Source organism: Micromonospora sp. CPCC 205546 (assembly GCF_036902715.1).
Lineage (GTDB): Bacteria > Actinomycetota > Actinomycetes > Mycobacteriales > Micromonosporaceae > Micromonospora.
The window spans coordinates 34,950-52,662 of record NZ_JBAKHL010000036.1; the positions used below are offsets into that span (position 1 = coordinate 34,950).

The window sequence follows — 17,713 nt, forward strand, 5'->3', positions numbered from 1 at the left end:
GAGCGGCGGTAGCGATTCCTCCAGTTCCCGAGCGGCCTGCTGGGGGGACCACATGGCAGACGTTGGAACGTCTAGGGGGTACGGTGGCCGGTGTGCATAGCCGGGACTGGCGCCCTCGTTACCTGCAACTCGCTGAGGAGTTGCGGGCGAAGATCATGAGCGGGGAGCTGCCACCGGGCATTCTGATGCCCAGCGAGACCGAGCTGGCTGAGTCGTCCGGCCTGTCCCGCACCAGCGTCCGCAACGCCATCCGGCAGCTCCGGGAGTGGGGCCTGGTTCGGGCGGAGCAGGGGCGCGGCACCTACGTGCGGGCACCTCGCCAGCGGGTACGCCGTCGCAACACCGAGCGGTACCAGTGGGAGAAGGATCGCGTCCTGCTCGACGAGGCGGAACGGCTGAAGACCGGCGCCACCGAGCACGACACCGGCCTTACCGTCGACGACCTGAAGTTCCACGCCGAATACTCCCGCGTGAACGCTGACGAGGAGATGGCGGCGGCCTTGCAGGTCGAGCCGGGTACGCCGCTGCTGCGCCGGGTCTACTGGACGTCCTCACGGCACGAGAACGCGCCGCTGACGGTGTCGTACTCGTACCTGCCGTATGACCTAGTGGCCGCGAACCCGGACCTGCTCGACGAGGGCAAGGAGCCGTGGCCGGGCGGTACGCAGCATCAGCTCTACACCCTCGGCATCGAGCTGGATCGGATCGACGACGAGGTTCGCGCGCGTCCGCCATCGCCGGATGAGGCCGAGCTGCTGGACATCGACCCGGGCGTCTCCGTGCTCACCGTGCGCAAGACCTCGGTCGACACCACCGGGCGGGTCGTCGAGGTCGCCGACGTGGTGATGCCGGGTGACCGCACCGAGCTTGTCTACTCCCACAAACTCCAGCGGTGGAAAACTTGACGCAGCTCGTCTCGGTCATCACTCCGGTCCACGCGCCCAGCATCGAGTACCTGGCTGGCGCCTACGAGTCGTTGGCAAAGCAGGAGATGCCTGACGGGTGGGACTGGCAATGGCTCGTCCAAGAGGACGGGCAGACTGGCGCCCTGGTTGACGCGCTGCCCGATGATCCCCGGATCAGTCACGGCACCGGCCGTCCCGGTGGGCCTGGCGTAGCTCGTACCCTCGCGCTTTCCCGAGTCTCCGGGGAACTCATCAAGGTCCTAGACGCCGACGACCAGTTGACCCCCGGCGCGCTTGCTCGGGACATCGCCGCGTTCGACGCGCACCCGCAGATCGGCTGGACCACCTCGCGGGTACTCGATCTGTTGCCCGACGGGTCAACGGCCGGATGGGACAAGGACCCGGCCGGCGGAGTCATCGACCGCGGATCGGTCCTGTCGTTTTGGCAGGCGAACGGCTATCGGGCGTCCGTGCATCCGGCGACGCTGTGCCTGCGGCGGGATCTCGTCTTCGCCCTGGGCGGCTGGATGGCTCTGCCGGCCTCCGAGGACACCGGGCTTCTGCTCGCCGCCAATGCAATCAGCGAGGGCTACTTCACCCGTGAGTACGGGCTGCTGTATCGCAAGTGGCCCGGTCAGGTCACCAGTCAGCCCGCGCACAGGGAGCCGGCCGAGTACCAGGGACGAATGAAGATCATCGAAGCCAGAGCCAACGCCCTGGCCTCGATGCTGCCTAACGGATTGCCGCTCACGCCTCCGGCGTAGCCTCGTGTCCCGGCATGCCAGGGGTGCGGCGCCGCTCCTTCATCTCCGCTTCGTAAATGTGCCGCCGTCCGCCGGCCAGCTTCTCCCGCGCCTCCCGCTCGATCTCCTGGAACGCGGCGTAGTAGCCGTCGTCGAACTCCTCCATGATCTGGAACGTCCACCGGCCCGGTAGCACGTTGCGCCCCAACAGCTCATGCTCGACCCGGTCGGCCATCTCGTCGTGCCCGGCCTCGCGGAGCAGCTTCACCACCCGATCGAGGGTGAGATCCGCGCCGCCCACGAGCTGGTGCGCCGAATACAGGTGACCGCGCACCCGGTGGATCGTCTCCAAGGCCTTACTCAACTCGCCTAGCGCCTCAACCGTGGCGTCATCTACGCCCTTGGGACGGGAGTGCTCTTCGTCTACCGACCTGTCATCGCCTGTCATGGCGGTTCGATACCCTGCGGCCGGCTCCTTAAGCCGGGAGAAGCAGGGCGACACGAACTGACGGGGCACCGTCTATTCGGAATAGAACTCATAATTGCTGGGTGGCCGATTTGGTGCGGACCCGCTCCACGACTCAGGCAGGAGGTGTCTGGATGCTTGCGTCAGTTCCTGCTCTTCGGGCACCCTTCCTGGATGGCTGAGAGAACAACGAAACCAAGCATCCCTCCCGTGATGAGGTTGGGCCTCGTTAACCCTAAGGATGCGAACCTCAATGATGTTGGGGCCTTCTTGCAGGTTGGAATCGATGTCTGCCTTGGGCGGAACTTGCGGTCAGAGTTGGCCAGGCGGCGGGCGGGTAGAATTCCGAGTAGAGAGACCGCGGTTGTTGAACTTCAGGCTCGTGGATACCGTGTTCATGAATCAACTTTTGACCGAAGATGGGCTAGCAAGGACGATTACCGTCGTGATCTCGCCGCGTTTGCGCAGTCCTTAGTGTGGCTGGACGACATCCTAGAGCGCATGCGCTTTTCCCTGCTCCAGGATGCACAACTCCTGACTGTAGGGCGAATCTCCTTGCCTAGCATCATCGACAAGGCCGCCCCGGCAAACATCCGGCGTCGGATGCGCATGGAGGCGATCATCCGGAAGCTGAACTCCTTGTTGGGGGACTCAGCGCATCTTCCGGAAGCTGCAAGGGTGGAAAAGTGGCGTAGGGACTGCCACGACGGGCTTTGGTTACCAATTTATTCAGCATTGGCTCAGGCTGCAGGCGTCGAAGCTTCGCAGGAATTCCTCAAGGAATTCACATCTTTTGCGGCAAGGGCTGCGGAAGGATGCGCGGCTGATGCCTACCTGGCGGATCTGACCACGGATGATCCGATCGACTTCGCGCGGATTTATGGCGGAAAGCTAAGCGGGATAATCAAATCCTACATCGGGTACAACCTTGATGTCCGGGGCCTTCTCTGATCTGAGCGGACTCCGCGTCCTCCGGCGGCCTTGATTCGGCCGGCTGGCGCCTGGGCGGTGAGGTCGGCTGGCACGGACGGCCAGCCGCGGTCATGGGGATCAACCGCAAGGCTTCAGCGGCACTTGTTGACTTGTCTGCCAAGTGCCGTCTACCTTGGTGTCTCAACTTGGCAGACATGCCAACAACCTGGAGGTTGAGCGATGGCTCTGCGTGGCGGTACGAGGTTCGCCGTGCGTTGTGAGGACGTGTTCCCGGCGGGATGCGCCCTGGTCCCCGAGTCCTTGGGTGAGGTCGAGGACTACGACGAGAAGACCGGCCGGCGTAGCCCGGCGAAGGACAAGTTGACCGGCCAGCGGGTGTGGCAGGTCCGCGTAATGGACCTGGACCCGGAGCTTGGCAAGCGCTCCCGGGAGACGACGGTGAAGATCTCGGCGGACTACCAGCCGGTCCCGCCGACGGGCGCCCCGTTCGAGGCGGTCGAGTTCGAGGGCATGACGGTCACGCCGTACGTGACCAACAACAACCGGATGGCGTACTCGCTGCGGGCGACCGGCATGCGCGCTCCGGCGGGCGTGGCCAAGAAAGCGGCGGCGTAGCCGCATCGGGTGGGGGCGGGGCTGTCAGGTCTTGGCGGACGGCAGCCCCGCCCCTCTGTCTCTTCCCCCTGCTCTGTCGAGAGAGGTAGTGACGTGTCCAAGCGTAGGCGTTCGGCTGCCCCGGCTCAGCCTCGGTGCGGCGTGTGTCAGTCCCGGTTCGACCCGGCCGGCGGCGCGGCTGACCGCTGCCCGCTCTGCGTCGGTCAGCTCGTTCTTCCCCTTCCTGCGGTCCGCGACTCGTCGGGCCGGTTCGTGTCGCTGCGGGGTGCGCGATGATGCGCCGGCCGCGGGGCGAAGTGGTCATGACGACCACCGGGGACCTGATGGTGATCCGGCCGAAGCGGTTCGAGCTACCGATGTGGGCGGTCGTGCTCGGCCTGGTGCTGCGCTGGCTCGCTCGGGCCTGCTGGTGGGGCCTGCGCCACCCGGTCGCCGTGGGCCTGGCCGTGCTCGCCGTCGTGCTCTACGCCGAGTACGGCTGGGCGGGTCTGGTCGTGCCGCTGGTCCTGGCGTCGGCGGTGTCGGCCGTGTGGCGGTGGCGTGATGAGGCGTCCTGGTGGCGGTGGTGCGCTGGCCCGCTGCTCGGCCGGTTCCGTCAGGTCTTCGTGTACCGGCGGGCGTGGCGTGAGGCCATGACCCTGTGCGGTCTCGCCGAGACGTACGACCATCGGGCCGTCCTGCCCGAGCTGCTGCGCGTGCGCTCGGATCAGGCCCTCGACGTGCTGACCATCCGCATGGTCCGCGGGCAGACCCCGGCCGACTTCCAGCGGGTCACGACCAATCTCGCGTACGCCTTCGGTCGGCGGCACGCCCGGATCTACTCCGAGCGGCCCGACGACCCGCCGACTCGTACCGGCTATTGGGCGCTGGTGCTGGGCCTGGTGGACCGGGTGCGGTTCCGGGACCGGCCGACCGTGGTCTACCTGGTGCTCGTCCGTACCGATGCCCTGCGGCCGGTCGTGGCTCCCTTCGACGCTGCGGCCGTCCCGGACTTCACCGCCCTGCCGCTGGCTCGGCGGGAAGACCTGGGCGTCTGGTCCCTGCACCTGCTCGCCACGCACGTCCTCATCGGCGGTGCCACCCGGTCCGGCAAGGGCTCGGTGCTCTGGTCGCTGGTCCGCTCGCTGGCCGGTGGCATCACCTCGGGGCTGGTCCGGCTCTGGGTGATCGACCCCAAGGGCGGAATGGAGTTCGCCATGGGCCGGTCCCTGTTCGCCCGGTTCGCCTGCAAGTCCTTCGAGGCCATGGCGGACCTGCTCGACGAGGCCGTGACGGTCATGCGGGAACGTCAGACCCGGCTCGCCGGAACGGTCCGGGTGCACACCCCGACCGAAGCTGACCCCCTGGTCGTGGTCGTCGTCGACGAGATGGCCGCGCTGACCGCGTACCTGCAAGACGTCGACCTGCGTAAGCGAATCGCGTCCTCGCTGGGCCTGTTGCTGTCCCAGGGTGCCGGGGTCGGCGTCCTGGTCGTGGCCGCGTTGCAGGACCCGCGCAAGGAGGTGCTGCCGTTCCGGGACCTGTTCCCGACCCGGATCGCGCTCGGTCTGACCGAAGCGGCACAGGTCGACCTCGTGTTGGGCGACGGTGCCCGCAACCGGGGCGCCCTGGCCGATCAGATGCCCCGCTGGGCAAAGGGCGTCGGTTACGTGATCCTCGACGGCACCCCCGAGCCCTTGCGGGTCCGGTTCTCGTACATCACTGATGACCACATCCGCGACCTTGCGCGGGACTATCCGGCCCCGGCTGACGCGGCGGACATCCTCGCCCAGGTCGGCCGCGAGTCGGCCCCTGAACCGGTCCGGCCGTCCCTGCCTCGGCCGCGTCGTGGTCCGCTGCTGCCGGACTCGCTGCGCAACATCCTCGACGCCGACGGGAGCGACCCGCGGTGACCGCCCCGACCGACAGCCGGCGGTTCTACCGGCTGCGCGCGCCCAACCCGACCGGCCCGACGGCGGTATCCGTCCGCGTCGACGCCGACCGACCCGACCCGTACCCGGTCTATCTCGCCGTCGGTGGCGGCCGGCGCCGCATGTGCCTCACCCCCGACGAGGCGTGGGCGCTGTGGCGCTGCCTCTCCGAAGCGGTCGCCTCCCTCGGCGACCCGCCCGACCACATCCGCACCGACATCCGACCGGCCCGGAGGTAACCCGATGACGTCCCTCAAGCGCTTCTTCCTCGGCACCCACCGGCTCAAGCCGCTGCACATCGAGCTGAACGACTCCCCGGACCGGCTCGCCGCCGCTCTGCACGGGCTCGCGCACATGGTCAACCGCCGTCGTGACCTGGACGGGCAGCACATCCACATCAGCCTTACCGTCCGCAACCCCCGGGGTGGCCGATGATCCGCCAACGAGCCGAATCCGGCGTACGGGTGCTGATCCTGCTCGCCATCGGCACCATGGCCGGCGCTGCTGCCTTCACCCACGTTCACGACCTGAGCGTTGCCCACGGCCAGCCCGACTGGATCGGCTGGGCCAACGCCGTAGCCGTCGAACTGATGGCGATCTACCTCGGCTTGGAGATCCGCGCCCGCCGTCGCGCCGGTCGTCCCGTCGGCCTGGTCGGCGTGCTCCTGGTCGCGTTCGCGCTGCTCTCCCTCGCCGCCCAGGTCGCGGAAGCCGAACCATCGGTGTGGGGCTGGATCGTGGCGGCCGTTCCGTCGTTGGCGTTCCTCGCCCTGGTGAAGGTCGTCCTGTCCAGCGCGCCCGCGACCGTCCCGGCTCCCGAGCCGGACCAACCGCCGGTCGACTGGGCCTACGAGGTCCCGGAGCAGGTCGTCACCGAGCCTGAACCGCAGCGACCGGCTGAGCCGACCGTGCCCGCCCCGGCGGTCCGCCCGGCCCCGGCCGCGGTGCTGCCTCCGCTCGGCGTCGTCCAGCCCAACCGGCCCCAGGTAGTCGGGATCATCCGATGACCGCTCCGACCCTGCCCGGCCTCGCCCCCGCCGCCCCGACCCCGGTTGCTCCTCGGCCGGGGTCGCGGGCGGCCCGCATGGCGCTACCCCGCTCGGTCGACGTGCTCAAAGAGATTGCCGCTGAGTACGGCGTCTGCGTCCGCCCCCTGGCCATGCGCCGCACCGACCTCGACACCGGTCTGACCGAGGTCATCGACCTGCCCTGCGGGGCCACCCGCGAAGACAAGTGCGGGCCGTGCGCGAAGAAGAACCGCCGGCTGCGGCAGGCCCAGATCCGGGAGGGCTGGCACCGCGACGACGAGCCGCTACCCGGCCCGGAACCCGCGACCGAGGCACAGAAGTCCTTGATCCTGTTCCGCGCACACCTGGAGTTCTCCCGCGACGAGGCCATCCGTGCCGCCCAATGGGACCAGGTCACCGACCTCGACGAGGCCATCCGCGAGGTAGAGGAAGCCATCGCCGCGGAAGGGCTGCGCGGGCGCGTCGGGCCACCCCACGGCGGCGTCGACGATGACTCCGACGATGAGCCCGGCCGCCGGCGCAAGCGCTCCACCAGGCGGCGCCAGGATGCCCCCGACCTGCCCCGGCGCAAGGTCGAGCGTCGCACCGTCGGCAAGACCTACACCGCCCCCGACGGCTCGACCTTCCGACCGTCCATGTGGCTCACGCTCACCCTCGACTCGTACGGGCCGGTCCGCCCCGACGGCACCCCGGTCAACCCCGACCGATACGACTACCGCCGCGCCGCCTGGGACGCCGTCCACTTCCCCCGGCTGCTCGACCGGTTCTGGCAGAACCTGCGCCGCTGTGAGGGCTGGAACGTCCAGTACGCCGGTTGCGTCGAGCCGCAACGTCGCCTCGCCCCGCACGCGCATTTCGCCATCCGAGGCACCATCCCCCGCGACGTGCTGCGCACCGTGGCGGCGGCGACGTACCACCAGGTCTGGTGGCCGAGCGTGGATGTCCAGCGGTACACCCTCGACCGGCTCCCGGTCTGGGACGAGCAGACGGCGGCGTGGGTCGACCCAGACACCCACGAGCCGCTGTCCACCTGGGCGGAAGCGCTCGACGACATCGACGACGACCCGGACGCCGAGCCTGTGCACGTCGTCCGCTTCGGCTCCCAGGTCGACGCCCGCGGCGTCATGCCCGGCACCGAGGACGCCGAACGGACCATCCGGTACGTCACGAAGTACATCACCAAGCACACCGGCGACTGCCACAAAGCGACCACCGACCGGCAGCGCAAGCACCTCGACCGGCTCTGGCAGCAACTCCAGCTCACCCCGTGCACCGACCGTTGCGCGAACTGGCTCCTGTACGGCGTCCAGCCGAAGAAGGCGCACGCGAAGCTCAAGCCGGGCCGGTGCAAGGGCAAGGTGCACCAGCGGGACACCCTCGGCATCGGCGGCCGGCGCATCCTCATCTCCCGTGACTGGTCGGGCAAGACCCTCGCCGACCACAAGCACGACGCGCGGGCCTGGGTGCGGGCACTGCTCGGCGCCACCACCGACAGCGGTGCGGCCGAGACCGGGCAGCTCGTCGACGACCAGGGCGCCACGCCCGAGCGGGTCCGGCACGCCTGGGAACTCGCCCGGCCCGACGATCCCGACGTGGGGCCCCTGTCCCACCGGCTCATGCGGTCGATCAGCGAACGGGCCCGCTGGCGGTCCGAACTGCTCGCCGCCAAGGACCGGGCCGCGCAGGGGTCCTCAGATCTTTCGGCAACTCAGCACAGTGCACAGAACCACGGGGAGGAGAAGCAGTGAACGAGGAGTTGTTGACCGTGCCGGAAGTGCTCGCCGAGCTGCGCGTACCGCGCTCGACCTGGTTCTACTGGCGGCAGACCGGCAAGGGACCACGGGTGATCAAGCTCCCCAACGGGCAGCTTCGGGTTCGCCGGTCCGCGCTCGGTCGGTGGCTCGGTGAGCTGGAGCAGGACGCGGCGTGAAGAGCTACGAGGTCCAGATTTGGGAGATCGGGAAGCGCGCTGACCGGAAGGCTCGGCCGTGGCGGGTCCGCTGGGCGGTGAGCAGCCAGCGCTTCGAGGAGATGTTCCGTACCAAGGCTCTGGCGCACTCGTTCCGCGCCGAGCTGGTCCAGGCGGCCAACGCGGGGGAGCCCTTCGACCCGGCCACCGGCCGCCCGGTCTCGGAGGCCAGAACCAAGAACCCCACCACGTGGTACGCGCACAGCCGCGCGTACGTCGAGATGAAGTGGCCCCGGGCGGCGGCCAAGACCCGGCGGTCAATCGTGGAGGCGCTGACCTCCATCACGGTGACCCTGACCCGGCCGACGAAGCGGGGCCGCCCGGATGACGCCCTGCTCCGTGAGGCGCTGTACCTCTACGGCCTCAACCCGCGCCGCTGGTCCGACGAGATCCCGACCGACCACGCGGCGGCGCTCGCCTGGCTGGAAACAGCGTCCCTCCCAGTTGTCGAGCTGGACTCACCCGCGATGGTCCGCCGCGTCCTGGACAGCCTGTGCGTACGCCTCGACGGCAAGCCCGCGGCTGCCTCCACCGTCCAGCGCAAGCGGGCCACCTTCTACAACGCGCTCGGGTACGCCGTCGAGCTGGAGCTGATCGCCTCCAACCCGGTCGACCGGGTCCAGTGGACTGCCCCCGAGGTCGCGCAGTCCATCGACCGGCGGGTGGTGGCGAACCCGGCCCAGGTCGCCACGCTGCTGGAGGCGGTAAGATCTCTCGGCAGACGCGCTGACAAGGTGACGGCGTTCTTCGGCTGCCTCTACTACGCGGGCATGCGGCCTTCGGAAGCGGCGGACCTGCGGCGGGAGGACTGCGACCTTCCCGGGCGCTGCCTCGACTGCGGGACAGACTTCGACGACCTAGCGGCGGTCAAGCCGTCCGCGTCCTGTGACCACGAGAAGATCGAATACCGCTGGGGCCGCCTGGTGCTCGCCGGGACCGCTCCGCGCGCCGGGTCGCACTGGACCGATGACGGCGGCTCCCACGAGCGGCGCGGCCTCAAGCACCGGGGCCGGCAGGAAACCCGAACGGTCCCGATCCCGCCCCGGCTCGTCGAGCTGCTGTGCGCCCACGTCGAGAATCACGGCGTCGGCCCGGATGGTCGGTTCTTCCGGGGCCTGCACGGCGGGCCGCTCTCCGAGTCGGTCTATGACCGGTGGTGGAAGCTCGCCCGCGAGAAGGCCCTGACCGAATCGCAGGTCACCTCGCCGCTCGTCCGTCGTCCCTACGACCTGCGGCACGCGGCGGCGTCGCTCTGGCTGAATGCCGGCGTCCCGCCGACCGAGGTCGCTCGGCGCCTGGGCCACGGCGTCGCCGTCCTGCTCCGGGTATACGCCAACTGCATCGACGGGGGAGACGACACCATGAACGACAAGATCGGCGACGCGCTCAGATGAGCCGTGGTGTGGACGGACTGTGGCAGAGTCGGGCCGTGCGTGGTTCTCGACGGTTGATCATCGGGGGTTTGTCCGCCCTTACCGCTGGCGGATCCTCGGTGTGTATGGCGCTTGCGGCACCAGGGGCTGCGCCAGAACTCTTCCAGCTCTGGATGGTTGGTCTGGCCGGCGTTCTTGGTGCCCTGGGCGTGCAACTCGCCGCCGTGACGGGCTCGGCGAACTCCGTTAAAAAAAACGGTCTTGTGTTGACTAATTCCGAGGCCACGGGTAGCTGGCTCCGCTTCCGTGCACTGCACCCCAAGAGTTGATGCGAGGCCGGTGGGCGTGGGCGCATGGTGGGCGGTGGGGGCGTTAAAGCCAAGTCAGGGCGGCATCGCAGCAGGTCAGAGGCTCGGAAGGGCCAAGACCGCGGACGCCCTGTAAATCCGTCGCGAAAGCTACAGAGGTTCGAATCCTCTACCCGCCACCAGGTGCACGAACGGCCCCGTGAGCTGCGGAAACGCACTCCGGGGCCGCTCTCGTTCAGCCCAGCGGAGTCCGGCCCGGTCCGGTGCTCGGTGGTTGGTTACGGGAACAAGCGCGGGAACAGATGATCCCGCATTCCGGCGGCTCGCCGGCACCGCCGTAGCTCCCACCCACCGCAACCGTTCGACGGGGGAGAGGACGGGGTGAGCGACCGCATCGATGACGCGCTGGGTGCCCGGTGGCGAGGCGTGCCTCGCGGAGTGTGGAAACCCTGGTCGTGCTGTGTGCGGCTCAGCCCCGGTAGACACCGCCGCTGCGGTGCGCTGCCCTCGCGAAGTCGCGAAAGTCCATGTTGGAGAGCGGGAGGTTGGTCTCGATCGAGTGCAGCTCTTCGGGCACGACCCGGAACGGCTCTGCGGCGTCCCGCGCCCGTTGAGGCCAATGACGAGGACGGGATGTTCCGGCGATGAGACGGTCACCGCGTCGACGACGAACACCGCCTGATGGTTGTACGCGTGAGGGTATGCGGGGGAAAGGCGCGGACCAGCGCCGGCACATCGAGGCCGGCCAGCCTCGGATCCTCGACAAACTCGACGTTTGTCCTGGAGCCCGTTCCTGTTTCCTTGAGATGTCCTTTCGCACTTGGTCCCAGAGCGCATCATCCCTGAAATCCGCGTGGATCACTGGAAAGCGGTGTTTATCGGGCAGGTAGGCCATGGCCGCGGGCAACGGTTCCGGGGCATCCTCCGTCGCGGCGGCATGCGATCCTCTTCGCGGCTGACAGACGCTACCCGTCAATCTGGGAGACCACGTGCGTAACGCTTCGCGCGCTCGGCAGCGTGCCATGGCGCTGATCATGGCCTCGACACTTGGCTGCGGCACGATCGTGGGGCTCACCTCGGCCCCGGCCACCGCGGCCGCGGGCGCACCCATTGACCTCAGGACCGCCGGCCAGTCGTGCGCCACCGCCGCACCGGGGCCGTACCTGAGCCCGGTCAGGCTCAACGACGCTCAGGCCGTCGTGCTGCGGGGCACCTTCGACCGTACGGGCGCGGGCCCCCATCTCGAGGCCGACTTCCAGGTGTGGGACGTGGCCGACCCGGAGCACCCGCAGCAGTGGCTCCGCACCGTCGGCGAGCAGGGCGAGGTCTACGTCCAGCTCGAGGACGAGGCGAAGCAGCTCGACGGCGTCACGTACGCCTGGCGGGTGCGGGTCCTCGACGGCGCGGCAGCGTCGGCGTGGAGCGACACGTGCCATTTCACCGTCGACCGCAGCGGTGGCCCGGCACCGACCGTCACCTCTGCCGAATATCCCGCGGGCAGCTGGGGCGACGCCAGCGGCGCTATCGGCGTCCCCGGCGTGTTCGCGCTGGCCCCGGTCTCCGCCGACGCCGTCAGCTACCGTTACCGGTTCTACTCGGGCGAACTCTCGGGAGACCCCGTGGAGGGCACGGTGAACGCCGAAGGGCTCGGCGGTCCGGCGACCGTCCGCTGGAGCCCGCGAGCTGCCGGCCACCACTCGCTCACCGTCCGAGCCATCGACCGGGCTGGCAACTCGTCAGAGCCGGCCTACCACGAGTTCTACGTCAAGGAGACCCGACCGTCGGTCTTCTCCGCCGCGTACCAGGACCTGTCTCCGAACCTCGACTACAACGTCGGCGTGCCCGGCGCGTTCGAGTTCACCGCCGCCAGGCTCGTTGGCACCGCGTCGTTCGCATGGCGGATCGACGAGGGTGGACCATCGGGCACCGTGCCCGCGGACGCCGCCGGAAAGGCGACGGTCATGATCGCTCCGACGCGCGGCGGCTGGCAGACCCTCTACGTGCACAGCGTCGCGCACGACGGCACGGCGCACGCGGACCGCGCCTACCGGTTCATCGTCGACAACGGCCCGACGCTCACCGGGGACACGCGCGGCAGCGTGGTCATCGGGTCGTCGCTCGCCTTCCGCCTCGCGCCCCGGATGTCTAACGTCGAGGCGTACGTCTACTGGGCGGAGTACTCGAGCCTGGAGGAGCGGCCGATCGAGAAGATCACCGTTCCGGCCCGGCCGGACGGCACCGCCGACCTGACCTGGACGGCCACCGAGACCGGCGTCGCCGGCCTGCGGATCCAGAGCCGGAGCGCCGACGGCACCCTCTCCCATCCGCGCTGGCAACCGATCTCCGTCGACGGAGCGGCACCGACGGTGACCCGCACCGGCGGCACCGACCTGGGCACGCCGGCGACCTTCACGGCCCGCAGCGGGATGGCCGACGTGGTCGACTACGTGGCGACGCTCCACTACGACGAGGCCAGCAGCCAGGTCGTCAAGTCGGCCGCCGACGGCACCGCCACCTTCAGTTTCACCCCGACCAGGAGCGGCTACAAGGCCGTCACCGTCATCGCCCGCAACGCCGCCGGCGTGCGGACGGAACAGGGCGGCGTGACCTGGACCGTGACGGACGGGCCCCGGGTCACCTCGACCGACTTCCCGGCGACCGGCAGCGGTCGCCTCGCCCCGGGCACCTTCAGCTTCACACCGCGTATGCCCGGCTCGGCCTCGTACCAATGGTGGGTCAGCAACGGGTCTGCCGCGGGCAGCGGCACCGTTGCCGTCGAGGCCGATGGCAGCGCGGCGGTGACCTGGACGCCGCCGGCCGCCGACAGGTACGTCCTGAGCGTCCGCAGCTTCACGGCCGACCGCACCGCCTCCATGGTCACCACGTACAGCTTCACCGTCGAGGGCCCGCCGACGGTGTCGGATCTCAAGGCGACCGGTGGTGTCGGCTCGGCCATGCTGTCCTGGACGCTGCCGTCGATCACAGATCTGGACCAGGTGATCGTGCGAGGTGCCACGGGCCCGACGGCGCCGTCGTCACCAACCGCCGGCATTGCGGTGTACGGGGGCACGGGCAGCAGTGCCACGGCGACGGGATTGGCGCCGGGTACGACGTACACCTTCGCGGTGTGGGTCAAGGACGGCAGCGGCAAGCTGTCGGCCGCGTCGAGTGTGACCCTGGTCGGCAGCACGACCACGATCGCGGCCAGCGCCACGTCGCTGGCGCACGGGTCGGCGGTTACGGTGTCGGGCGCGGCAGTCCGCGCGGACACCGGTGCGGGTGTCGCGGACGCTCCGATGCGGCTCTACGGCAGGCGCAAGGGCACCAGCCAGTGGACGTTGATCACCACGTCGACCACGGACAGCTCAGGCGAGGTGAGCTACAGCCACAAGCCCTCGTGGGGGCTGGACTACAAGTGGCTGCACCTCGGCTCGACGACCCGCCTGGGTTCGGAGAGCAGCCTCACGACGGTCTGGGTGAGGACCACCGTCACTGCCACGCTGTCGAAGACGTCCGTTTCCCTCGGCGGCTCGGTCACCCTGTCGGGCAGCGTGTCCCCGGCCCACCCGGGCAGGACGGTGCGCCTGGAGCGTCACGTGGACGGAAGCTGGTCCACGGTGAGCAGCACGGAGTTGTCGTGGACCGGCGCCTACTCGTTCACCATCCAGCCGTCGGCGAAGGGCACCCACCACTACCGGGTTCACATGCCGCCCGACATCGACCACCTGGCCAGCTACAGCGACACCCGCAGCTTCGAGGTCAACTGAACCCGCTGCCCGCCAATAGCGCCCACGGCCCCCGACCAGCAGGACCGCTGATCGGGGGCCGTTGGCGTTCGGCTGAGCCGCCGCCGGCGTTGCCCCGCCGTACTCCCTCGGCGCGCCGTCCAGCCCGCGGACAGTACCGGCGGGCCACCGAGGAGCACCACCGCATTCGGTCCCGGTGGGACGGGCTCGCGACGGCGTCACCGGGGCGGTCCGCGACGACGCCCGCGAGGCGATCGACAGCATCGTGCCCGCCGGTCCACCCGGCTCCCCTCGGCCGGGCGGGGCGGTCGGTGCCCTCCCCGTCCGCGCACGAGGTCTGTCGGGCCGCCGGCAGAAGCTGTGGCATGCTGGCGCAGAACGAGTATGGTGGTCGATGTCCGGTCAAGTCTGCCCTCGGCGAGAGGGCGCCGACGATGGTGGTGGGTACGTCTGGACTCCCGGGCCTTCCCCCAATTGCGTGGAAGGTCGCAATCCGCAATGTGCGAAGTGCGCGGTGCCCACTCAGCCCCGTGATCAGGGCTCGGTCGAGGCGACCCGTGGGCCGAACGGCGCGACGTCGCCGACGCTCGTCCGGTCGGTACGCACACCGCTTTCCTGGGTACCTGCCTTGTGGCACCATCGTGGAACCTCCACCATCCCCGTGACACTTCCCCTGCAGGAGCAAACATGTCTCGTCGAAAGCTCGGCCGGCTGCTTGGTTCGCTTTTCGCGCTCGCCGCTCTCGCGAGCGCCGTCATGATCGGTGATCTCCAGGGACTCGGTGACCTCCAGACCGCCGACATCATCTGGAACATGCCTGCGCCTCGCTGAGCATCCACTGCTCGATGACGTGACACCGGCGGGCCGGTAAGGGGGCACGGGATGGCGGGTCGTGGCCCCACCGGCCCCCGCTCGACTGAATACGCGTGGCTGATCACCGGGCCGTTGGCCCTGATCGCCATCGTCTGCACCACGGTGGTCGGCCTGGTCGCGCCGCAGCCGTTCGGCGGGTGGTCGCTCGCGCTGCCACTCCTCGTGGCCATGGTGGCCGCCGGCATCCCGGTGCTGAACTTCACCGTCCGGCGGCAGTCCCTCGGCGTGACCCTGACCGAGATTCCGCTGGTCCTGGCGTTCTATCTCGTCGAACCGCTGACGGTCGTCGTGATCTACACGGTCGCGTCGGCGGTGTCGCACCTGAGGCACCGGTTCGGCGCGACGAAGTTCTGGTTCAACGTGGGTCGGGCGGCGGCGGGTTCGTCCCTGGCCGTCCTCGTGCTCCAGGCCCTGCCGCCCGTCGAGGGTGTCGGCCCGGCCACCTGGCTGAAACTGGCCTTCGCGGCCAGCATGGTGACCCTGCTGAGCATGGCCTCGGTCGCCAGCGTGCACACGCTGCTGCAGGGGTGGCAGGCCGGCCGGGGCGCGCTGCGCCAGTCGGTGCCGGGTCTCCTGGCAGCGATGATCAACATCGCCAGCGGGATCATCTTCCTCATCCTCATCGCGGCCACCTGGTGGTCGTTGCTGCTGCTGGGGGCGCTCCTCGTCGCGCTGGCCTTCGTCTACCGGGCGTACGCCCAGTTCTTCCGGCAGCACCGCACCCTCACCGACATGTACGAGCTGAGCCGCGCGGTGAGCGAGAGCGGCGAGTACGGCACGCTGCCGGACGCCCTGCTGGGCCGCGTGCGGGCTCTCATGCAGGCGGAGTACGCCACCCTCTGGCTGCCTGCTCAGGGCAGGCACCCCGAGGTGCTGCTGACCGCTCGCAACGACGCCCCCGGCCTGCTCGACTTCGCCAAGACTCCGGCCCCCGTGCGGGAGCGGGCCCGGGACGAGGGTCGTACCGTCGCCGTCGGCCGAGGGCTGACGACCGACGGCGACCTGCGTGCCCCGCTCACGGCGCACCGGGTCAAGGACGTGATCGTCCTGCCGCTGCGGTCCGGTCAGGCGGTCATCGGGACGCTGGAGGTGGCCAACCGACTGGGGGACAGCAACTACTTCGTCCGCACCGACGTGCCTCTCTTCGAGACGGTGGCGGCCCACGCGGCGGTGGCGCTGGAGAATTCGCGGCTGGTGGACCGGCTCCGGCACGACGCCAGCCACGACACGCTGACCAGGCTGCCCAACCGGCGGCGGATCACGGTCGCGCTGGAGGAAGCGGTCAAGATCCGGGCGCCCGGCGAGGTGGTGGCCCTGCTGCTGTTCGACGTCGACCGGCTGCGCCAGGTCAACGAGTCGCTCGGGCACGCGGCCGGCGACAAGGTGCTGGTGGAGGTCGCCAACCGGCTGCGTTCCTGCGTACCCTCGTCGGCGCTGGTCGGGCGGGCCGGCGGGGACGAGTTCCTGGTGACGCTGCGGCTGGAGAGCGCCGAGGCGGCGGTGGAGCTGGCGGCGCAGCTGCGCGAGCAGATCCGCGACGAGATGGTCTTCGACGCGCTCACCCTCGATGTCGACACGGCGGTCGGTGTCGCCGTGCACCCCGACCACGGCAGCGACGCCGCCTCCCTGCTGCAACGGGTGGACCTGGCGGCGACGGCGGCCAAGTCCGTGCCGGGCAGCGTGCAGCTGTTCAGCCCGGCGCTGGAGTCCCGGTCGCTGCGGCGGCTCGGCCTCGCCGGCGACCTGCGGCGCGCGCTCGACAACGACGAGCTGGAGGTCTACTTCCAGCCCAAGGTGACGCTGCGGGACCGCCGGCTGGTCGGCGTGGAGTGCCTGGCCCGCTGGGAGCACCCGGCGCACGGCACGGTCGCCCCGGAGGACTTCGTGGCGGTGGCCGAGCACACCGGCCAGCTCGGCCGGTTCACCGAGTTCGTGCTCCGCGAGGGGCTGCGGCGCAGCCGGGACTGGACGCACGCCGGCCAGCCGCTCGCCGTCGCGGTCAACCTCTCCGCCCGTACGCTCACCGACCAGCACTTCCCGGCCCGCGTCAAGGAGCTGCTCGACGAGTACGGCGTGCCGCCGCAGCTGCTCACGATGGAGATCAAGGAGGCCGGGGTGCTGGACGGCACCGACCGGCCCATCCCGACCCTGCGGCGGCTGCGGGACCTCGGCGTACGGCTGTCGGTGGACGACTTCGGCACCGGCGACTCGTCCCTGGCCCACCTGCGGCGGCTGCCGGTGCACGAGGTGAAGGTCGACCGTTCCTTCGTGCAGGGCATGGCGACGGACCCGGGCGACCTGGCGATCGTCAACGCGGTGGTCACGCTCTCCCAGCAGTTCGGCCTGGCCGTGGTCGCCGAGGGCGTGGAGAGCGAGCTGACCCTGGAGCTGCTGCAGGACATCGGCTGTGAGATCGGCCAGGGCTTCCTGTTCAGCCGCCCGCTGCCGTACGAGCGGCTGGAGGCGTGGTTCGGCGCCCAGGTGGACCCGGAGACGATCTCACCGGGGGAGCTGCCCCGCCTGCGGGCAGTGCCCTGATCTGCGGGAACGCCCCGGTGGGGGATCCGATTTCATCTGTGCCGCAGGGCCGTGTAATGTATCCCCTGCGCGTCACCCCCCGGGGAGATCGCGCAGGCCCCCTTAGCTCAGTCGGCAGAGCGTCTCCATGGTAAGGAGAAGGTCTACGGTTCGATTCCGTAAGGGGGCTCAGAGGGTCCGGCTGGACCCGCCACGGCGGTGTAGCTCAGATGGCAGAGCAAGCGGCTCATAATCGCTGTGTCGCCGGTTCAAGTCCGGCCACCGCTACTCTCGTCCACCGGGCCAGCTCCCGGCGGTCGGTGGGAT

Annotated in this window: 16 protein-coding genes and 2 tRNA genes; 16 read left to right on the forward strand and 2 right to left on the reverse strand. The window is 69.6% G+C overall.

The annotated features are described in order from the left end of the window. Positions 1-83: 83 nt before the first annotated feature. Together V6U77_RS17940 and V6U77_RS17945 are read left to right on the forward strand one after the other, a co-directional pair. Entirely contained in the window at positions 84-905 is an 822-nt protein-coding gene (locus tag V6U77_RS17940; protein WP_334607487.1) for a GntR family transcriptional regulator, read from the forward strand. Further along, positions 893-1,669: a glycosyltransferase family 2 protein gene (locus V6U77_RS17945; RefSeq protein WP_334607488.1), complete on the forward strand. Its 777-nt coding sequence runs from the start codon at positions 893-895 to the stop codon at positions 1,667-1,669. Before V6U77_RS17940 ends, V6U77_RS17945 begins: the two co-directional genes overlap by 13 nt. Here the strand turns inward: V6U77_RS17945 and V6U77_RS17950 are convergent. Further along, positions 1,653-2,096, reverse strand: a complete 444-nt coding sequence (locus tag V6U77_RS17950; protein ID WP_334607489.1) for a hypothetical protein — start codon at positions 2,094-2,096, stop codon at positions 1,653-1,655. The genes V6U77_RS17945 and V6U77_RS17950 overlap by 17 nt on opposite strands. A 519-nt stretch (positions 2,097-2,615) precedes the next feature. Here V6U77_RS17950 and V6U77_RS17955 point away from each other — a divergent pair. The 9 genes from V6U77_RS17955 to V6U77_RS17995 all read left to right on the forward strand — a co-directional run bounded on the left by V6U77_RS17955 (position 2,616) and on the right by V6U77_RS17995 (position 9,963). Then, entirely contained in the window at positions 2,616-3,065 is a 450-nt protein-coding gene (locus tag V6U77_RS17955; protein ID WP_334607490.1) for a hypothetical protein, read from the forward strand. Positions 3,066-3,266: 201 nt separating this feature from the next. Continuing rightward, positions 3,267-3,662, forward strand: a complete 396-nt coding sequence (locus tag V6U77_RS17960; RefSeq protein ID WP_104113758.1) for a transcriptional regulator — start codon at positions 3,267-3,269, stop codon at positions 3,660-3,662. A 302-nt stretch (positions 3,663-3,964) separates the two neighbouring features. Further along, positions 3,965-5,554, forward strand: a complete 1,590-nt coding sequence (locus V6U77_RS17965; RefSeq protein WP_334607491.1) for an FtsK/SpoIIIE domain-containing protein — start codon at positions 3,965-3,967, stop codon at positions 5,552-5,554. Beyond that, positions 5,551-5,811 (forward strand): hypothetical protein, encoded by a 261-nt coding sequence (locus tag V6U77_RS17970; RefSeq protein WP_334607492.1) that lies wholly within the window; start codon positions 5,551-5,553, stop codon positions 5,809-5,811. The genes V6U77_RS17965 and V6U77_RS17970 overlap by 4 nt, the downstream gene beginning before the upstream one ends. A 4-nt stretch (positions 5,812-5,815) precedes the next feature. Continuing rightward, the gene (locus V6U77_RS17975) at positions 5,816-6,007 is read left to right on the forward strand and encodes a hypothetical protein (RefSeq protein WP_334607493.1); all 192 of its coding nucleotides are present in this window, start codon (positions 5,816-5,818) and stop codon (positions 6,005-6,007) included. Then, entirely contained in the window at positions 6,004-6,579 is a 576-nt protein-coding gene (locus V6U77_RS17980) for a DUF2637 domain-containing protein (RefSeq protein WP_334607495.1), read from the forward strand. Before V6U77_RS17975 ends, V6U77_RS17980 begins: the two co-directional genes overlap by 4 nt. Further along, positions 6,576-8,348, forward strand: a complete 1,773-nt coding sequence (locus tag V6U77_RS17985) for a replication initiator (RefSeq protein WP_334607496.1) — start codon at positions 6,576-6,578, stop codon at positions 8,346-8,348. Before V6U77_RS17980 ends, V6U77_RS17985 begins: the two co-directional genes overlap by 4 nt. Further along, positions 8,345-8,530 (forward strand): helix-turn-helix transcriptional regulator, encoded by a 186-nt coding sequence (locus tag V6U77_RS17990; protein ID WP_018784531.1) that lies wholly within the window; start codon positions 8,345-8,347, stop codon positions 8,528-8,530. The genes V6U77_RS17985 and V6U77_RS17990 overlap by 4 nt, the downstream gene beginning before the upstream one ends. Beyond that, positions 8,527-9,963 carry a tyrosine-type recombinase/integrase gene (locus V6U77_RS17995; RefSeq protein WP_334607497.1) on the forward strand — a complete coding sequence of 479 codons (1,437 nt, stop codon included), beginning with the start codon at positions 8,527-8,529 and terminating at the stop codon, positions 9,961-9,963. The genes V6U77_RS17990 and V6U77_RS17995 overlap by 4 nt, the downstream gene beginning before the upstream one ends. 756 nt (positions 9,964-10,719) lie before the next feature. Here V6U77_RS17995 and V6U77_RS30080 read toward each other — a convergent pair. Further along, positions 10,720-11,361, reverse strand: a complete 642-nt coding sequence (locus tag V6U77_RS30080) for a DUF6924 domain-containing protein (protein ID WP_442934455.1) — start codon at positions 11,359-11,361, stop codon at positions 10,720-10,722. Between V6U77_RS30080 and V6U77_RS18000 the strand changes: the two genes are divergently transcribed. The 5 genes from V6U77_RS18000 to V6U77_RS18020 all read left to right on the forward strand — a co-directional run bounded on the left by V6U77_RS18000 (position 11,285) and on the right by V6U77_RS18020 (position 17,674). Next, positions 11,285-14,017, forward strand: coding sequence for a hypothetical protein (locus V6U77_RS18000; RefSeq protein ID WP_334607498.1), 2,733 nt, complete (start codon positions 11,285-11,287; stop codon positions 14,015-14,017). The genes V6U77_RS30080 and V6U77_RS18000 overlap by 77 nt on opposite strands. A gap of 666 nt (positions 14,018-14,683) precedes the next feature. Further along, positions 14,684-14,827: a hypothetical protein gene (locus tag V6U77_RS18005; RefSeq protein WP_334607499.1), complete on the forward strand. Its 144-nt coding sequence runs from the start codon at positions 14,684-14,686 to the stop codon at positions 14,825-14,827. A 51-nt stretch (positions 14,828-14,878) separates the two neighbouring features. After that, positions 14,879-17,407 carry a putative bifunctional diguanylate cyclase/phosphodiesterase gene (locus V6U77_RS18010; protein ID WP_334607500.1) on the forward strand — a complete coding sequence of 843 codons (2,529 nt, stop codon included), beginning with the start codon at positions 14,879-14,881 and terminating at the stop codon, positions 17,405-17,407. 96 nt (positions 17,408-17,503) lie between these two features. Continuing rightward, a tRNA-Thr gene (locus V6U77_RS18015) sits at positions 17,504-17,576 on the forward strand. A 25-nt stretch (positions 17,577-17,601) separates the two neighbouring features. Beyond that, positions 17,602-17,674 (forward strand) — tRNA-Met (locus V6U77_RS18020). Positions 17,675-17,713 lie beyond the last annotated feature (39 nt).